Origin of the sequence: Nonomuraea sp. NPDC049152, assembly GCF_040648355.1 — a bacterium.
Lineage (GTDB): Bacteria > Actinomycetota > Actinomycetes > Streptosporangiales > Streptosporangiaceae > Nonomuraea.
In genome coordinates, this window is sequence record NZ_JBEZDO010000016.1 from 1 (window position 1) to 16,728 (window position 16,728).

Annotated in this window: 16 protein-coding genes; 8 read left to right on the plus strand and 8 right to left on the minus strand. The window is 70.5% G+C overall.

Going from position 1 to position 16,728, the window contains the following annotated elements:
• Nucleotides 1-126: 126 nt before the first annotated feature.
• Both AB0B45_RS27030 and AB0B45_RS27035 read right to left on the minus strand, forming a co-directional pair.
• Nucleotides 127-273, minus strand: coding sequence for a LamG-like jellyroll fold domain-containing protein (locus AB0B45_RS27030; RefSeq protein ID WP_358136272.1), 147 nt, complete (start codon nucleotides 271-273; stop codon nucleotides 127-129).
• A gap of 218 nt (nucleotides 274-491) precedes the next feature.
• The gene (locus AB0B45_RS27035) at nucleotides 492-1,226 is read right to left on the minus strand and encodes a hypothetical protein (RefSeq protein WP_358135755.1); all 735 of its coding nucleotides are present in this window, start codon (nucleotides 1,224-1,226) and stop codon (nucleotides 492-494) included.
• A 522-nt stretch (nucleotides 1,227-1,748) separates the two neighbouring features.
• On the opposite strand from AB0B45_RS27035, the gene AB0B45_RS27040 reads away from it, so the two are divergent.
• A complete protein-coding gene (locus AB0B45_RS27040) occupies nucleotides 1,749-3,233 on the plus strand; it encodes an alpha/beta hydrolase (RefSeq protein WP_358135757.1) in 1,485 nt (494 codons plus the stop codon).
• A 331-nt stretch (nucleotides 3,234-3,564) separates the two neighbouring features.
• Here the strand turns inward: AB0B45_RS27040 and AB0B45_RS27045 are convergent, their stop codons facing one another.
• The 4 genes from AB0B45_RS27045 to AB0B45_RS27060 form a co-directional block, all read right to left on the minus strand.
• On the minus strand, nucleotides 3,565-3,834 hold the full coding sequence (locus AB0B45_RS27045; protein ID WP_358135760.1) for a WhiB family transcriptional regulator: 270 nt from the start codon (nucleotides 3,832-3,834) through the stop codon (nucleotides 3,565-3,567).
• A gap of 120 nt (nucleotides 3,835-3,954) precedes the next feature.
• Nucleotides 3,955-4,215: a hypothetical protein gene (locus AB0B45_RS27050; protein WP_358135761.1), complete on the minus strand. Its 261-nt coding sequence runs from the start codon at nucleotides 4,213-4,215 to the stop codon at nucleotides 3,955-3,957.
• A gap of 107 nt (nucleotides 4,216-4,322) precedes the next feature.
• A complete protein-coding gene (locus AB0B45_RS27055; protein ID WP_358135764.1) occupies nucleotides 4,323-5,195 on the minus strand; it encodes an acyl-CoA thioesterase II in 873 nt (290 codons plus the stop codon).
• A 464-nt stretch (nucleotides 5,196-5,659) separates the two neighbouring features.
• Nucleotides 5,660-7,708, minus strand: coding sequence for an ATP-dependent DNA helicase UvrD2 (locus AB0B45_RS27060; protein ID WP_358135766.1), 2,049 nt, complete (start codon nucleotides 7,706-7,708; stop codon nucleotides 5,660-5,662).
• Between the two features lie 148 nt (nucleotides 7,709-7,856).
• Between AB0B45_RS27060 and AB0B45_RS27065 the strand changes: the two genes are divergently transcribed.
• Both AB0B45_RS27065 and AB0B45_RS27070 read left to right on the plus strand, forming a co-directional pair.
• A complete protein-coding gene (locus AB0B45_RS27065) occupies nucleotides 7,857-8,738 on the plus strand; it encodes an alpha/beta hydrolase (RefSeq protein WP_358135769.1) in 882 nt (293 codons plus the stop codon).
• Nucleotides 8,739-8,809: 71 nt separating this feature from the next.
• Nucleotides 8,810-9,052 (plus strand): mycoredoxin, encoded by a 243-nt coding sequence (locus AB0B45_RS27070; RefSeq protein WP_358135772.1) that lies wholly within the window; start codon nucleotides 8,810-8,812, stop codon nucleotides 9,050-9,052.
• Here the strand turns inward: AB0B45_RS27070 and AB0B45_RS27075 are convergent.
• Nucleotides 9,000-10,340, minus strand: a complete 1,341-nt coding sequence (locus AB0B45_RS27075) for a deoxyribodipyrimidine photo-lyase (RefSeq protein ID WP_358135775.1) — start codon at nucleotides 10,338-10,340, stop codon at nucleotides 9,000-9,002. The genes AB0B45_RS27070 and AB0B45_RS27075 overlap by 53 nt on opposite strands.
• A 70-nt stretch (nucleotides 10,341-10,410) precedes the next feature.
• Here AB0B45_RS27075 and AB0B45_RS27080 point away from each other — a divergent pair, with 70 nt between their 5' ends.
• The 3 genes from AB0B45_RS27080 to AB0B45_RS27090 are packed head-to-tail and all read left to right on the plus strand — an operon-like array spanning nucleotide 10,411 to nucleotide 12,845.
• On the plus strand, nucleotides 10,411-11,340 hold the full coding sequence (locus AB0B45_RS27080) for a MerR family transcriptional regulator (RefSeq protein WP_358136275.1): 930 nt from the start codon (nucleotides 10,411-10,413) through the stop codon (nucleotides 11,338-11,340).
• A 54-nt stretch (nucleotides 11,341-11,394) separates the two neighbouring features.
• Nucleotides 11,395-11,901, plus strand: coding sequence for a sigma-70 family RNA polymerase sigma factor (locus AB0B45_RS27085; protein WP_358135778.1), 507 nt, complete (start codon nucleotides 11,395-11,397; stop codon nucleotides 11,899-11,901).
• On the plus strand, nucleotides 11,898-12,845 hold the full coding sequence (locus AB0B45_RS27090; RefSeq protein ID WP_358135781.1) for a DUF523 and DUF1722 domain-containing protein: 948 nt from the start codon (nucleotides 11,898-11,900) through the stop codon (nucleotides 12,843-12,845). The genes AB0B45_RS27085 and AB0B45_RS27090 overlap by 4 nt, the downstream gene beginning before the upstream one ends.
• 13 nt (nucleotides 12,846-12,858) lie before the next feature.
• Here the strand turns inward: AB0B45_RS27090 and nudC are convergent, their stop codons facing one another.
• Nucleotides 12,859-13,833, minus strand: coding sequence for an NAD(+) diphosphatase (gene nudC, locus AB0B45_RS27095; protein ID WP_358135783.1), 975 nt, complete (start codon nucleotides 13,831-13,833; stop codon nucleotides 12,859-12,861).
• Nucleotides 13,834-14,131: 298 nt separating this feature from the next.
• On the opposite strand from nudC, the gene AB0B45_RS27100 reads away from it, so the two are divergent.
• Entirely contained in the window at nucleotides 14,132-15,241 is a 1,110-nt protein-coding gene (locus tag AB0B45_RS27100; RefSeq protein ID WP_358135786.1) for a siderophore biosynthesis protein, read from the plus strand.
• The gene (locus AB0B45_RS27105) at nucleotides 15,238-16,728 is read left to right on the plus strand and encodes an IucA/IucC family protein (protein WP_358135789.1); all 1,491 of its coding nucleotides are present in this window, start codon (nucleotides 15,238-15,240) and stop codon (nucleotides 16,726-16,728) included. The genes AB0B45_RS27100 and AB0B45_RS27105 overlap by 4 nt, the downstream gene beginning before the upstream one ends.

Sequence of the window (16,728 nt, forward strand, 5' to 3'; positions counted from 1 at the left end):
CACGGCCCCGAGTCGGGCTGGACCGAGCCACCGGCTTTCCCCCTGAAGGGGTGCAAGAAGGGGAAGTGAAAGGGTGCGGACCCCGGCGGTGGTGGGCACCCGGCCGGGGTCCGCGTGGTCGACGGCTCAGCTGACAGGCGCGTTCATGTCGTTCTGGATCTCGGTGGCGGTGAGGGCTCGGTTGTAGACGCGGACGTCGTCGATGAAGCCGTCGAAGGGGTGCCACCGGAATACGGCGGGACCGGGCCGCGTCCACCTGGAACCGCAGGTCAGTCAGCGGGCCGGGAGCAGGGGTTTCGGCGGCAGACTGTCGTGCGGCGAGTGGGACCGGATTGGCACTCAAGCCGACGCCGGGTTGCTGACCTGCGGAGATGCGGTTGCGGGAGACCGGACAGAATCTAGGTTCTGTCCGGTCGGTGGCTCGGCGCGGCCCGTCCATGCCGTATTCCGGTGGCACCCCTCCAGGGGGTTCGGTGGGGTCGGGTGCCGGGTCAGCCCAGTTGCTGGGCGTTCACGCCGGTGAGGCGTTCGTAGGCGGGGCTTTGGCCGGGGTAGATGACCTGGATGTCGATGGGGAGGGCCGTCCCGGGATCGACGCTGTGTCCGCCGCCTTCGGGGGAACCGAGCAGGACGGCACCGTCGGTGCCGTCACGGAGGATCTCGCCCCAGAAGGTGTCGATGAAGCTCTTGGACAGTGAGGTTCCCTCCGGCAGGTCACCGAAGCCCACGGCCCATTTCATGACGCGGGTGTCCTCGGCGTGCATCGTGAGCCGGTAGGAGTAGAGGTGCCCCGAGCCTTCCGCCCAGTGGCCCCGCAGTTCCTGGTCGACGCGCAGATTCCCCACGAAGCGGGAGGCCAGCGCGGACTGGGCCTGGTCGTTCCAGGAGCCGTTCGGACTCCCGGCCATGGGGATTTCCGACAGCCTCGCGATCGAGGCCCCACGCTCCACCGGTAGTGAGTGTCCCTGCTGGTTGGCGGCCGAGAAGAGCGCGTTGTCCTCGACCGTGTTGTTGACGACGGCGCTCACCCCGTCGCCGCTGTGGTCGAAGCCGTACTCGGAGAAGTCGTTGACGTACGCGCCCGTCGGAATGGCCAGGATCTTGTCGCCATGTCCCGGGGTCTGACCCGCGTTGAAGTTATTGGCCCGGTAGAGACAGAAGTTCCCCTCCGGGCACGCCTCGACCCCCTGGCCGTAGATCAGCTTCGGTTCCGTGTTGTCGCTCATTGCGCTCCCTTACCGTTAGCGGCTGACGCGGTGGTCCCTGGGAAGGGGTTGAACCGCGCCGGACAGGCGGCGTAAGCGGCCGCCAGCCGTGGTGTTCTGTAGAGATCGTCCACGCCGGAGAGGTGCTCCTACCAGCGGAAACGCGGTATCGAACCGCAACCAAGATCGGCTTTTTGCCCGCCGTAGATCGTTCTGCGAGTGCGTGTCACAACCCTGCCCATCGCGATCGTCAGAAGCTGCTGTGATCGCGATGGGCAGGTGGTTCACTGACCGGCGTCGCGATAATGACGGCGACCGTGTTTCCACAGGTCGCTTGCCCGTGGTGACAGCGACCCGAGCGCCGGGCCTTGTCGGGCCGCTCTGGAGGGCTGCGGGTCGATGTCGGGGAGGGTTTGAAGGGGTTTGTCTGGTTTGTGATGAGGTCATGGCGGGGTGGTGATCACGTCTCTGGGGCCGCGGTCCGCCGCTCGGAAGACTCTGAGGCGCAGCAAGACGAACCATCCGAACGGGAGAGACGAACCCATGCGCGCCCTCACGAAGCTGTCCGCCCTCGCCACCGCCGTCGCCGTCACCGCCGCGGTCGCCCCTGCCGCCCTGGCCGCGTCCGCCGCGACCCCCGTCTGGGGTGGATGCGCGGCTGGGGCGGGCGTCGACCCGCGGCAGGAGTGCACGACCCTGCAGGTGCCCATGGACTACCAGGCGCCGGGCGGGCGGACGATCTCGCTGGCCGTCTCACGGATCAGGACCGCCAAGCCGGAGCTCAGGCGAGGCGTTCTGCTGCTGATCCCAGGCGGTCCTGGCAGTCCGGGGCTGAACAGGCCGAGCGCGCAGGCGAAGCGGCTCCCGCAGGAGGTGCTCGACCGTTTCGATCTGGTCGGGTTTGATCCGCGCGGGGTGGGGGCGAGCACGCCGGTCTCGTGCGGGTTGAGCAAGGCGGATGTGGCGCTCACCAGGCTCAAGCCGTGGCCTGCCGTACACGGGGACATCTCCGAGAACGTGGCGTGGTCGCGGCGGATCGCGGAGGCGTGCGCGCGCACCGGCGGTGAGGTGTTGCGGCACATCAGCACCCGCAACGAGGCCAGGGACATCGACAGCATCAGAAGGGCGCTGGGCGAGGAGAAGCTGTCGTACTGGGGGATCTCGTACGGGACGTACGCGGGTGCGGTCTACGCGCAGATGTTCCCCGAGCGCACGGATCGCGTGGTGCTGGACAGCAATGACGACCCCGACCCGCGGCGTGTGGCGCGGGCGTGGCTGGCGAATTACTCCGTCGGGGTGGAGGACAGATTCCCCGACTTCGCCGCGTGGGCCGCCGCGCGCGACGGCGAGTACGGCTTCGGCGGGGACGCGGGGGCGGTCCGCCGTACGTTCCTGCGGCTCGCGGCGCGGCTGGACCGGCACCCGGTGCCGTGGCCCGGCGCCAACCCCGAGGAGCTGAACGGCAACGTGTTGCGTGAGACCATGCTCAACGCCTTCTACAGCGACGCGGGCTTCCCGATGCTGGCGGGTCTGATGCGGGCGGCGATGGCGGGCGACCCGCTGCCCGCGCCGAACACTCCGCCTGAGAACGCGCTGCAGAACACCGCGGCGTCGGCGGCCGCGACGCTGTGCAACGACGTCGAGTGGCCGAGTTCGGTGACCTGGCACCGGCGGAAGGTGGCGCAGGACAGGGCGCGGTACCCGTTGACGGCGGGGATGCCGGTCAACATGGGGCCGTGCGCGTACTGGCCCTACCCGGTGGCGGAGGCGCCGGTGCGGATCACGTCGCATGGGCCCTCCAACGTGCTGCTCATCCAGAACCTGCGCGACCCCTCGACGCCGTACAGCGGGGCGAAGGAGATGCGGCGGGCGTTCGGCGAGCGGGCGCGCATGGTGGCCGTGGACTCGGGCGGGCACGGCGTCTACCTCGCGAACGGCAACGCCTGCGGTGACCGTACGGTGACCGCGTTCCTGACCGAAGGGGTACGGCCGGAGCGGGACCTGCTGTGCGAGGCGGCGGCGAAGTAGCCATGAAGACAGCCGAAAGGCCGGGTGCGTGGAGCGCACCCGGCCTTTCTACGTGAGGTCAGACCGTGAGATCCTCCGCCGGCGGCAGGATCTCACCACCTATCCCTGGGAGAGAAGAGCCTTGCGGAGCCTGTCGTTGGCCCGCTGGATGTCACGCTTCGCGCGCTGGACGCGCTTGAAGCGGGACACCATCCGATACTCCTCAGCCTCCCGGTGGAGGGTTTGTATTCGGTCGTTGACCAGTTCTTGATACATATACGGCATTTCGAAGCTCCTACCAGGAATGATGCTCATCGGATGTCTCGGCTTTCTGTGGTGCGGTGGGTGGGATTCAGGCAGCGACCGGGTGCTTGCGGGGACGCCCGCGAGGCCGCTTACGGGGAACGACGGTCCCCCGGAGGATCAGCTCGCCGCCCCAGACGCCCCACGGCTCCTCGCGCTCGAGCGCGCGGGCCAGGCAGGCCTTCTGGATCGGGCAGCCGCCGCAGAGCGTCTTCGCGAACTCGACGTCCTCGGGCGACTCGGCGAACCACAGGTCGGGGTCGGTACGACAGGGGATTCCGGCTTCGTCGATCAGGTCCATGATCGTCTTGGCCCCCATCTGTGTCTCCTTCTGGTTGTTCTTGGTCGGATACCTCATGGGTGTCTGGGGGATCACGGACAAACAAGAAGGCCGCGGATCCTGTCTGCGGATCCGCGGCCTGGAGGCTGAAAGTGCCGGTCAGGTTATGACCGGTTCATCCCTCCAGGGATGCGGACCGCGCAGTCCACCCTTGGTGATCTGCTGGGTCGGCACGTCGGCGCCCGCGACGTAGACGGGGGCGCCCTGGGCAGCGGCTGCGCCATAGCCTGCGTGGAACGCGAGCTGGCTACGGGCAGACTTGTCCTGTCGTAGCTTGGCCAGGCCACTGGCGAGCCTGACGCCGTCACGGCATGCGGAAGCGAGCCACTGCGTGGCCGACATTTCAGTCATGTTCGTCACTGGGCTCACCTCCACTCTGGGATCGTCGGACAGGAGTGTCCGACTCGCTTGACCATGACCCTAAACCGGGAAGCCCGGAAGGGGCAACATATTTTCTACCTGCAGTTTTACGACTTCGCCACGCGGATCATGCACTCCTGAACCACGGACACGGCCAGGTCTCCCGACGGGGTGAACATCTCGCCCCGCGCCAGACCTCGCGCGCCCCCTGACCAGGGGGACTCCTGAGCATAGAGCACCCAGTCGTCGGCCCTGAAGGGACGGTGGAACCACATGGCGTGGTCGAGGGAGGCTCCGGTGACGTTCGACGCGCCCCACGCGAGGCCATGGGCGAGGAGCACGGTGTCGACGAGCGTGTAGTCGGAGGCATAGGCGGCCAGGACGACATGCAGCAGACGGTCGTCGGGCAGCTCGGCGTCGTAGCGGAACCACACGTTGTTCTCCGCCGACCGCAGCGACGGATCCTTGTAGGCCTCCCAGGTCAGCGGGGAGACGTAGCGGGCGTCGACGGGGCGGGGGCGGGCCAGCCACTCCTTCCACTGGGAGTCGTCGCCCACCAGCTCCAGCATGCGCGACTGGAACGTCGGCAGCTCCTCGGGAGCCACGACCTTCGGCATGACCGCGGCCTGGTGGTGGACGCCCTCCTCGAAGATGTGGAAGGAGGCGGACATCGTGAAGATCGCCTTGCCGTGCTGGACGGCGACGACCCTGCGGGTGGTGAAGGACCTGCCGTCCCTGACCCGCTCGACGTTGTAGACGATCGGGATGGAAGGGTCGCCAGGGCGGATGAAGTAGGCGTGCAGAGAGTGCACGTCACGGTCGTCTGGGACGGTACGGCCGGCGGCGACGAGCGCCTGGGCCGCGACCTGGCCGCCGAAGACCCTCTGGATGCGCTCTTCGGGGCTACGCCCGCGGAAGATGTCGAGCTCGATCTGCTCCAGGTCGAGCAGGTCGAGAAGCTCCTTGAGCGCTTCGTTCACGGGGGTCCCCTTCTACGGCGGAAAGCCATCCAAACCTAGTGTGTCGGTGCTGATGCCTCGACCGCTCACCGGGGCGTTGCCGGGGCCAAAGGGGCCCGAGGTAGCAGGCGTCTTTCGGAGGGCGACGGCCGAAGGGGCGCGGGACCCAGGTCTCCTGTGGTGAAGATCTCTCGGGGTCGCATGGGGTGCCGGAGCGTGCGGCCCGACGAGGTCACCAGGTGGCGCGGCGGCCTTCGGAGGAACGAGCGGCCCGACCGCGTCCCTTGGAAGGCGGACCGGACCGAAGGGGGGCACGGGCGGTGCCGGAGTCGCGCGGCCCGACAAGGTCAACAGGTGGCGGGTGGCCGTTGGAGGAGTGTGCGGCTCGACGGGGGCGTCGGGTGGCGGGTGTCCTTCGACTCGGGGGTCGACGGAGAGAGAGGGCAAGATCCGCGGGTGTCTCGGGGGTGGAGGAGTGTGCGGGGTTAGGGGTGGGTGCGGCAGATGTCGAGGACGGCGGCGCCGTACCGGTCGAGTTTGACCTTTCCGATCCCCGCGATCGACAGCAGTTCCTGCTCGCTCCGCGGGGCGCGTTCGGCGATGGCCTGGAGGGTGACGTCCGTGAACACCACGTACGGCGGCACCTTGGCCTCCTTAGCCATGGACGTGCGCCAGGCCTTTAGCGCCTCCAGCAGCGCCTCGTCGTAGTCGGAAGGGCACGTCGAGCACCGGCCCAGCTTCTGCTCGGCCGCCGCCACCAGGGTCTTCCCGCACACCCTGCAGTTGACGGGCGCGGCGACCGCGCGGCGGGGGGCGGTGGCCGTACCCGAGGGAGCGGACGATCGCATGGGACGCCCCGTCAGGCCGTCGAGGAAGCGGGAGGGGCGGCGGCCCTTGCGTCCGCCCGGAGCGCGGGCGAGCGCCCACGACAGTCCGAGGTGGACGCGGGCGCGGGTGATGCCGACGTAGAGGAGGCGGCGCTCTTCCTCGATCTGTTCGGGCGTCTCGGCGTAGATGATCGGCATCATGCCGTCGGTGAGCCCGACGAGGAACACCGCGTCCCATTCCAGACCCTTGGCCGCGTGGAGGGAGGCGAGGGTGACGCCCTCGACGGGCGGGGCGTGCTGCTCGCTGGCTCGGCGTTCGAGTTCGACGACGAAGGCGGGCAGGTCGGCGCCCTCGGCGGCCAGGTCCTCGGCCAGGTCGGCGAGGGCGCGCAGTGACTCCCACTCCTCGCGCGCCTTGCCGCCGCCCGGCGGGACAGGGGTCAGGCCGATGCCGCCGAGGATGCCGTGGACCTCCTGAGCCAGGGGTTCGCCGGAGGCGGATCGGGCCGCGCCGCGCAGCAGGACGACGGCCCGCCGTACCTCTGGACGCTCGAAGAAGCGGTCGGCGCCGCGCACCAGGTAGGGGATCTCGGCCTTGGCGAGCGCCTCCTCGTAGGCCTCCGACTGGGCGTTCACGCGGAACAGGACGGCGATCTCGCGGGGGGACACACCCTTGTCGATCAGCTTCCTGATCGCGCGGGCCACACCGGCGGCCTCGGCGGGCTCGTCGTCGTGCTCGGAGAAGGTGGGCGCGGGACCCTCGGGCCGCTGGGCGACGAGTTCGAGGCGGTGGGGGCTCTTGCCCTTGGCGATCACGAGGTTGGCGAGGCTGACGACCTCGGGCGTGGAGCGGTAGTCGCGGACCAGCTTGATCAGCGAGGCGTTCGGGTGCTCGACGGAGAACCCGGTGAGGTAGCGGGGGGTCGCTCCGGTGAAGGAGTAGATCGTCTGGTTGGGGTCGCCGACCACGCACAGGTCGTCGCGACCGCCGAGCCAGGTGTCGAGCAGGAGCTTCTGCAGCGGGTTGACGTCCTGGTACTCGTCGACGACGAAGTAGCGGTACTGCTGGCGGATCTGGTTCGCGACGTCGGGGTGCTCGGTCATCACCGCCGCGGTCAGCTCGAGGATCGTCTCGAAGTCGACCAGGTGGCGCTCGCGGCGCAGCTGCTCGTAGGCCTCGTAGAGCCGGGCGATCTCCTCGGCGGGGGCGGGGGGCGAGCGGTGGGCCTTGGCCGCGGCGGCGACGTAGTCCTCGTGCCCGATCTGGGTGACCTTGGCCCACTCGATCTCGGAGGCGATGTCGCGCAGCTCGGACCGGTCGGGGCTGCGGCGGATCAGCCTGGACGCCTCCACGAGCAGCGGCAGCTTCGACTCGATCACCGAGGGCGCGGACCCGCCGATCACCTTGGGCCAGAAGTAGGTGAGCTGGCGCAGCGCGGCGGCATGGAAGGTGCGCGCCTGCACGCCGGGCGTGCCGAGCTGGCGCAGCCGCTGCCGCAGCTCTCCCGCGGCGCGGGTGGTGAAGGTCACCGCGAGCACGCCTTGGGCGTCGACCACGCCGGTCTGTACGGCATGCGCGATGCGGTGGGTGATCGCTCTGGTCTTGCCCGTTCCCGCACCGGCGAGCACGCAGACCGGGCCGCGTACGGCCTCGGCCACCGCGCGCTGCTCAGGGTCGAGCCCGGCCAGAACGTCATCACCTGTCATCACATCAACATCCTCGCAGGAGGTGGCGGGGGGCTGCTCCATTCTGGCAACATGCCGCCGTCACCTGTTTCTTCGTCGCCGAGATGCGAAAAGTAGGTCATTTCCCCCACAATGGGGCCCGACCGAATCATGGGGGAAAGGAAGGCCCGTGCGAGCTGCGGTAATCGCGGGTGCTCTCGCTGCCGTCGCGTTGATCCCCGGAGTGGCGCACGCGTCGAAGGACCCGTCCCCCTCGTACGGCGACCCGCTGGGCGGCACGACGTTCGAGACCGTGTCGTACGGCCCCGGCCGCCACCAGGCCATGGACGTCTGGTGGATGCCCGACTACACCAAGCACCCCGCCGTCTTCCTCATCCACGGCGGCTGGTGGTCGAGCGGCGACAAGAAGTACATGACCGAGGTCACCCGCAGCTACGTCGAGCTCGGCTACACGGTCTTCAACCTCAACTACCGCCTGTCCACCGAGGCGCCTTGGCCCGCGCAGCGCACCGACGCGTTAGACGCCATCGCCACCGCCCGCAGGCACGCCGAGCGCTGGAACTTCGACCCGAACAACTACGTGGTCGTCGGCTTCTCCGCGGGCGGCCACATCGCCGCCGCCGTCGGCACGTACGGCGACGGCCTGCTGCAGGGGCTGAAGGGCGTCGTCGGCGTCTCCCCCGTGATCTCGCCGCTGCGCGCCTACACCGACGGCGCCGACTCCACCGACCCCAACCGCATCAAGCTGCGCGACGCCGCGATCAGACTGGCGGGCGGGTGCGAGCCCAAGGGCAAGTGCTCGCGTGTGTGGGCCTCGATGGAGGTGCCGTGGCACGCCAGCAAGAGGGACGCGCCGATGCTGACCGTCCACTCCGACGACGAGTTCGTGCCGGCGTCGCAGAGCCTGCTGCTGAAGCAGATGCTCGGCCAGGTCGGGGTGAAGATGACGGTCTTCACCGAGCCGGGCATCTCGCACAGCGCGCCGCTCTACAGGGAGCCGGGCGTCGCGGAGCGCGTGCAGCAGTGGATCGGCGAGCGGCTGTCGTCCTGACCCGGGGATTACGTAGGCCATACGGATTGTTGCGCTCTTTGGCCTTCGTTTGAACCCGGAAGGATTGTCATATGGCGCTCACCGTCTACTCCACCAGCTGGTGCGGTCCCTGCAAGCGGCTCAAGAGCCAGCTCACCCGTGAGGGCATCGCCTACGAAGAGGTCGACATCGAGCGGAACCCCGCGGCGGCGGAGTTCGTGATGAGCGTCAACAACGGCAACCAGATGGTGCCCACTGTGGTCTTTCCTGACGGGACCGCGGTCACCAACCCCTCGGTGAACGAGGTGAAGATCCGCCTCGCCGCGATCGTCTGACCGGTCCTCCGGGGCCCCGCTCGTGCGCGTGGGGCCCTTGGGGCGCCGCGAGGGGCGGTGGGTAGCCGCCGGCCTGGCCGGACAGCAGCCACGGTTCGTGGACGTGCGCCGCGGGCACGTCGGCCAGCTCCGGCACGTACCGGCGCACGTAGTGGCCCTCGGGATCGAACCGCCTGGCCTGCCGCAGCGGGTTGAACGTCCTGTTGGGCCGCGTGTCGTTGCCCGTGCCCGCGACCCACTGCCAGTTGCCCGCGTTGTTGGCCACGTCCCCGTCCAGCAGCAGGTCGAAGAAGTGGTCGTAGCCCACCCGCCAGTCGATCCGCAGGTGCTTGACGAGGTAGGCCGCGGTGATCAGGCGGGCGCGGTTGTGCATCCAGCCCTCGGCGAGCAACTGCCGCATGCCCGCGTCGACGATCGGCACGCCCGTCATGCCTTCGCGCCACGCCTGCTCGGCGTCCTTGTCGGTACGCCATTCCGTGCCCCGCGGGCGGTAGTCGCGCCGGTTCAGGTCGGGGAAGGCGAAGGCGACCTGGTGGTGGAAGTCACGCCAGCACAGCTGCCTGACGAAGTCCTCGTTCCCGCAACCGGCCAGCTCCAGCGGGGACAGGCAGCCGAACCTCAGGTAGGGGCTGAGCCTGGAGGTCCCGTCGCCCGCCAGGTCGTCGTGCAGGTCGGCGTAGTCGTCCAGGCGGTCGCGCGTCCAGGTGCGCATCCTCTCCCTCGCCGCCGCCTCTCCGCCCCTGATCCCTCCGTACGGTAGGCCGCGCGGAATGGCGCCGGCCCGTAGCCCCTTGGGCGTCGGGACGACCTGCGGCGCCTCGGCCAGCGCCCGCCGCGGTGCGGCGGACCACGCTCGCCAGTAGGGGGTGAAGACCCGGTAGTGGTCGCCGCCTCCCGAGGGCCGCAGCTGGTCGGGCGGCATGACGGTCACGCCGGGGAAGCGCCGGAACCCGATTTGCTCCTCCGCGAACCTCTGCTGCCTGCGCCTGGCGAGCGAGCTGACGTCGGCGCTGGTGAAGATGTCGGTCGCCGACGTCTCGCGGGCCAGGCGCATGGTCTCGGCGACCGTGTCGCCCTGCCGTACCAGAAGGTCTCCGCCGCGGGCGCGCAGCGAGTCGCGCAGGTCCCGCAGGCAGTCGAGCAGGAACGCGCCGCGCCGCCCCGAGGGGATCGCCGGGTCGAGCACGAACAGCGGCACCACCCGCCTGGCCTGCGCGCAGGCGGCGGCGAGCGCCGGGTGGTCGCGGACCCTGAGGTCCCTGTTGAAGAGAACTATCACCGTGTCCATCACTTGAGCATTCGGCGCCCGGCGCCCGGCGGTTGCGGCCGGGGGGAGGCCGATCCGTCACAATGTCGGGATCGGTGCGCATGAGCGGGGCGACGAGCCTCCCGAGGAAGGGCCTGGGTACGGCATCGGCGCGGTGTCCAGGCGGCTCGGCGTGCCCGCGCCCACGCTGCGGACGTGGAACCTGCGGTACGGCATCGGCCCCAGCAGGCGCAGCCCCGGCGGCCACCGCCGCTACGACACGGCCGACCTGCGGCGTCTGGAGGAGATGAACCGGCTGATCCGCGCGGGGGTCGCGCCCGCGGACGCCGCCCGCGAGGCTCTCCGGCTCCGGATCACGCCCGGCGACGGTCCGTCGGCGCCTGCCGTGGCGCCGGAGGGGCGAGAGCGAGGGCAGGTGCCGACGGCGGCGATGATGGCGAGGGCGGCGCAGGCGCTCGACGGGCGCGTCGTCGCCGAGGGTGTCGCCGCCGCGCTGGCCGGGCGCGGCGTCGTGTGGACGTGGGAGCGGCTGGTCCGCCCCGTCTTCGGGACGATCCACCTCAGGCAGGCGGAGACGGGGGCGGGCATCGAGGTCGAGCACCTGTTCTCCGACCGGCTGCTGGCGGCGCTGTCCCCGCTGGTCGAGCGCCCAGCCCGGCCCGTGAACGCGCGGCCCGTGCTGCTGGCGTGCGCGGAGGAGGAGCAGCACAGCCTGCCCGTCTACGCGCTGGCCGCCGCGCTGACCGTGGACAGGCTGGTGGAGACGCGGGTGCTGGGCGCTCGCACGCCGTACCGGGCGCTGGGGGACGCGATGCGCCGCCTCGGCCCTTCCGTCGTCTTCGTCTGGTCGCAGCAGTCCTCGACCGGCGACCCGGCCCCGCTGAGAGGACTGCCTGCGGTGCGCCCGCCCAGCAGGATCATCGTCGGCGGCCCCGGGTGGGCGGAGCCGCTGCCCGCCAAGGTCACCCGGGTGACCTCGCTGGACGAGGCCATCATCGTGATCGCCGCGGCTCTCGACTGATCTCCCTGGCCTTGGTTGCGCGGCTTTCCGCACTCCAGGTTGAATGAGTTTTGAATGAATTATCTCGCGAGGGAGGTATCCATGGAGGCGCTCGCCGAGTGCTACCGCACCCACGCCTCGCTGGTCCGCTCGTACCTGCGCCGCCTGGTGCCCGCGCAGGACATCGACGACGTCACCCAGGTGGTGTTCACCGAGGTCTGGCGGTCCAGGCACAGGTACGACCCGGCAAGGAGCCTGGAGACGTGGGTCCTCTGCATCGCCCACAAGCGGGCCGTCGACCATCTGCGTGGCCGTCGCCCGCCCACTGTCCCTTTGGAGGTCGTCGGCGACCCGGAGGGGCCCGACGGCAGGGCGGTCGGCGACGACCTCGCCGACCGCGACCTCGTCCGCCGCGCGCTCGCCGAGCTGCCCGATCCGCAGCGCCAGGCCATTGAGCTGGCCTACTACGGCGAGCTGAGCCAGCGGGAGATCGCCGAACGGCTGCGCGTCCCGCTCGGCACCGTCAAGGCCCGTACGGCACGCGGCCTGCACCGGCTCTCGACGCTGCTGGCGGCGGCATGACGGCCAGGCCGAGGATCGCGGTGTCCAGCTGCCTGCTGGGGGAGCTCGTCAGGTTCAACGGCGGCCACAGCCGCGACAGGTTCCTTTCGGGAGCGCTCGACCCGTTCGTGGACTGGGTGCGGATCTGCCCCGAGATGGAGGTCGGCCTCGGCACCCCGCGCGAGACGCTCAGGCTGGAGCGCTCACCCGGCGGTCCGCGGCTGATGACCCGTACGACGAGGGCCGACCTGACCGACCGCATGACCGCACTGGCGCGCGCCCGCAGCGCCGCGCTCGACGTGGACGGGTACGTGTTCAAGTCCAGGAGCCCCAGCTGCGGCGTCCACGGCATCCCGCTCCACCCCGAGGGCGGCGGCGGGCCGGTCGGCAAGCGCGACAGGGGCACGTTCGCGTCGGTCGTGATGGACGCGCACCCACTGCTCCCCGTCGAGGACGAGGGGCGGCTGAACGACGCGCTGCTCAAGGAGAGCTTCGTGGAGCGGGTCTTCGCCCACGCCAGGCTGCGTGAGCTGCTGGACGGCGACTGGCGTCCGGCCGACCTGGTCGCCTTCCACGCCAGGCACAAGATGCAGATCCTCGCCCACGACCCCGTCCACTACAGGGAGGCGGGTCGCGTGGTGGCGGGGGCGGGCCTGCGGCCCAGGGAGGAGCTGGGCGCCCACTACAGCCGGGCGTTCCGCGCGGCGCTGGCCAGGAGGGCCACCGTGGGAGGGAACGTCAACGTGCTGCAGCACTGCATGGGGATGCTTCAGCTCGATCCGGCGAGGCGGGCGGACCTGGTGGAGGTCATCGGGTCGTACCGGGCGGGCAGGGTGCCGCTCAGCGTCCCCACTACCCTGCTGAGGCATCACGCCCGTGGCGAGCCCGCCGCCTATGTCCGCGACCAGACCTACTTGCTGCCCTTCCCCGAGGCGTTGCGCCTGCGCAATCACGTGCCGGCGTGACCGCCCTGTCACGTCACCAGTCGCCGGTCAGGTGGTCGCCGTACCAGGTCTCGATCAGGCGGCGAGCGATGGAGACGGGCGGCGGGAGCCGTACCTCGCCGCTCTCGAGCGCGGCCAGCAGCTCGGCGCGGGTGAACCAGCGGGCCTCGGCGATCTCGTCGGCGTCGCAGACGAGATCGGTCGTGGTGGCCTGGGCGAAGAAGCCCAGCATGAGGCTGCGGGGGAACGGCCACGGCTGGCTGCCCAGGTAGCGGGGGTTGACGACGGTGACGCCCACCTCCTCGGCCACCTCGCGGATGACCGCGTGCTCCAGCGACTCCCCCGGCTCCACGAACCCTGCCAGGATCGACAGGCGGCCCTCGGGCCACTGGGGTCCGCGCGCCAGCAGGCAGCGGTCGCGCTCGTCGCGGACCAGCATGATGACCGCGGGGTCCACCCTGGGGAAGTGCTGGCTGCGGTCCTCGGGGCAGACGCGGATGTGCCCGCCGGCCTCGACTCTCGTACGGCTGCCGCACCGCGGGCAGAACTCGTGCGTGGTGTGCCAGGCCTCCAGGGCGACGGCGTAGACGAGCAGGCCCGCGTCGCGGTCGCCCAGGAGCGCTCCCACCTGGCGCAGACCCGCGGGGAAGGGCTCGCCCTCAGGGGTGTCGTTCAGGCCCAGCGGCGCGACGACGCGGCCGTTGGAGTCGGCCGTGGCGAACCCGGGCAGCGGCGCGGCGACCGCGAAGTAGGCGGCGCCGGCCTCGACGCCGAGCAGGTAGCGCTCCCCCTCGGGAGCCTCGTCCGTGGTGTAGAGGACGGCCTCGACCTCGTCGCCCGTGCGCCTGACCAGTGTGTGGCCCTCGCTGACGAGCAGCACCCTGCTCGCCGGGTTCGCCCACGCTTCGGCGAGCCAGCCCGTGTCGCCACGCAGCAGCGCCGACCTGTCGATCGTGCCGCGTGCGAGTAGCAAGGGCCCCAGCAACTGCTCTTCGGCCGTCGTCTCCACGCGCCACTTCCTCCCCGAAGGTCCGATGTCATCCTATGACGGTCCTTTGACCGCAGCAGGATGCGGGCCCTGGACGCGTGAACGTCAAGGGCCCTCGTGTGAGGCAGCGTAGACCACCAGGTCGTCACGGTAGCCGCGCCTTCACTCATCGACGCCGCCAAGACACGTGATCAGCCGGCGGATTGCCTCGCAGACTCTCATACGGGCTGATTACGCCGTCCATGCCGCATGATGATCTCTGCCGCGCTAGGATCTGCCGAGTTAGGTTAGCCTTACCTGATTCCGGGGGTGCCACGCGTTGCGGCTCTACGTGACCGCTGCCAAACCGACCGACTCGGTGACCGACGGTTTCCTGCCCGCGGCTCGCGCCTTGGGCTGCGACGTCACGATCCTCACCGACCGGCCGGAGCAGCATCCTGACGCGATCGCGTGCGACGTGTGGGATCCGCGAGCGGTGATCGACGCGATCGCGCACCACCATCGGCCTGACGTGATCTTCTCCAACTCCGACCACCTGCAGGTGGAGACCGCGCTGGCGGCGGAGTACTTCGGCCTGCCCGGCAAGGACTGGCGGGCCTGCCTGGCGGCCAAGAACAAGTCGCTGACCCGCAGGAGGCTGGCCGAGGCGGGGGTGGAGCGGGTCTGGTCCGTACGGCTGGCCCCCGGCGACCCCGTGCCGGGCCGCGTGCCCTACCCGGTGGTGGTGAAGCCGCGCGAAGGGGTGGCCAGCGAGAACGTCATGCTGGTCGAGCGCGACCTGGAGCGGGCGATCGCCGGGCTGCGGGACCGGCCGCTGGTCGTGGAGGAGTACCTGGAGGGGCCGCTGCGCACGCTGGAGACGCTCGGCGACGGCACCACGACGCGGGTGCTGGGCGGCTTCGCGACCACGCTGGGGCCGCTGCCGTACTTCGTGGAGGAGCGGCTGGACTGGGCGCCCGACGCCGACCCGCACGTGCTGCGGGCGCTGGCCAGGCTGGGGGTCGGCTTCGGGGCGTGCCACACCGAGTACGTGGTCACCGCGAAAGGCCCGAGAATCGTCGAGGTGAACTACCGGGTCATCGGTGACAACTGCGACTTCCTGCTGGCCGACATCCTCGGCGTGCCGCTGTTCGAGTGGATCCTGCGGGTGCACATGGGCGAACCCGCGCCCGAGATTCCCTCCGCCGGCGGTCACGGGTGCGCGGTGAGTGTGGTGGCCGACAGATCGGGCGTGGTCGTGGAGGCACCGCCCGCCTACGAAGGGGACGGGTTGTGGCACAGGCCGCTCAGAAGCGTGGGCGACAGGGTGGAGCTCACCCACACCAACCGCGACTACCTGGGCGTGATCAGAGCGGTCGGGCCCTCGGCGGAGAGGGTCGAGGCGGCCGTCGGGTCGTTCATGGAACGGCACCCGTGGGTGATCGCGTGAGACCGCGCGAGCCGTACCTGGCCAGGAGGATCCTCGACGCGCTGCTGCGGGAGGACTACGGCGACCTGGCCAAGCGGGTCACCAGGAGCAAGGAGGGCGTGGCGCTGCTGCTGGCCGACGGCAGGCGCGTACGGCTGGCCCCAGGCCTGCTCTTCCAGGACTTCGTGGTCGCCGACGACGAGCTGCTCGGCCTCGAACAGGTGCTCAACACGCTGCAGGAGATCGCCGACCCCGAGGACGCGGAAGGCGTGGCGGCCTTCTTCGAGGAGTGCGTGGAGGCCCTGCACTCGCTCGAACTGCACGACGAGCACAGACCTCCCGTCACGGGCAGGGAGCTGGCCGACTACGAGTCGCTCGCGGCCTTCGTCGACCACCCCGTCTACCCGACCGCGCGGGCGCGGGCCGGACTGTCGGACGACGAGCTGCTGGCCTACGCCCCCGAGTTCGCGCCCTCGTTCGACCTGCGATGGGCGTGGGTGCCGCGCGAGCGCGTGAAGGGCGCGGCCACGCACTGGGCGCGGGAGGAGGACGGCGCGGTGCTGCTGCCCGTCCATCCGCTGACCGTGGGCGCGCTGCCGCCGCAGGCCCGCATCGCGGAGGACGGGCCGCCGATCACGGTCAGGCCCACGCTGTCGATGCGGACCGTCCAGCTCGACGCGCGCACGCAGCTGAAGCTGCCGCTGCCCACCAGCACGCTCGGCCGCCGCAACCGCCGCTCGATCAAGCCGTCGACGCTGGCCGACGGCGCCGCCGCCGAAAGGCTGCTGCGCGGGCTGGCCGACCCCGACATCCTGCTGGCCGACGAGCAGACCTACGCCCACGCAGGCCACGAGTACCTCGGCTGGATGCTGCGCCGCCTGCCCGAGGGCACGATCATCCCCGTCGCCGCGCTGAACGTCCCCGAGGTGCGCGACGAGCTCGGCGACGTGGAGAGCCTGCTCACCCGCTACCTGACGACGCTGCTGCGCTGGAACGTGCGGCTGTTCGTCAGGTACGGCGTGGCCCTGGAGGCCCACCAGCAGAACCTCGCGCTCGTCCTGACAGGGGGCGACCTCAAGCTGCTCGTCAAGGACAACGACGGCCTGCTCGCCTCCCCCGCCAGGCTGGCCGCCGCCGGCGTGGCCCCGCCCTCCTTCGCCGACGAGCGGATGCTCACCGACGACCCGCACGCGCTCGCCGACGTGTTCGTGACCATCACCCTGCACCTGGCCGCGGCCTCCATCGCCTTCGGCGCGCTGCCCGCCGACCGGGCGGCCGCGCTGGTGCGCTCGTGCCTGGACGAGGCGCTGGCCGAGCACGGCGACGACCCGATGGCCAGGCTGCTCCGCGCCCGCACGCTCGACGCGGCCAGGCTGACCGGCAAGTCGATGATCACTGCGGGGACGCTCATGGCCAAGGAGCGCTCGGGCGCGCGCGACATCAACAAGTTCTACGGCACCAGCGGACCCAACTACCTGCGGGTCCTTTCCCTGCTGAGGAGCGCTTGA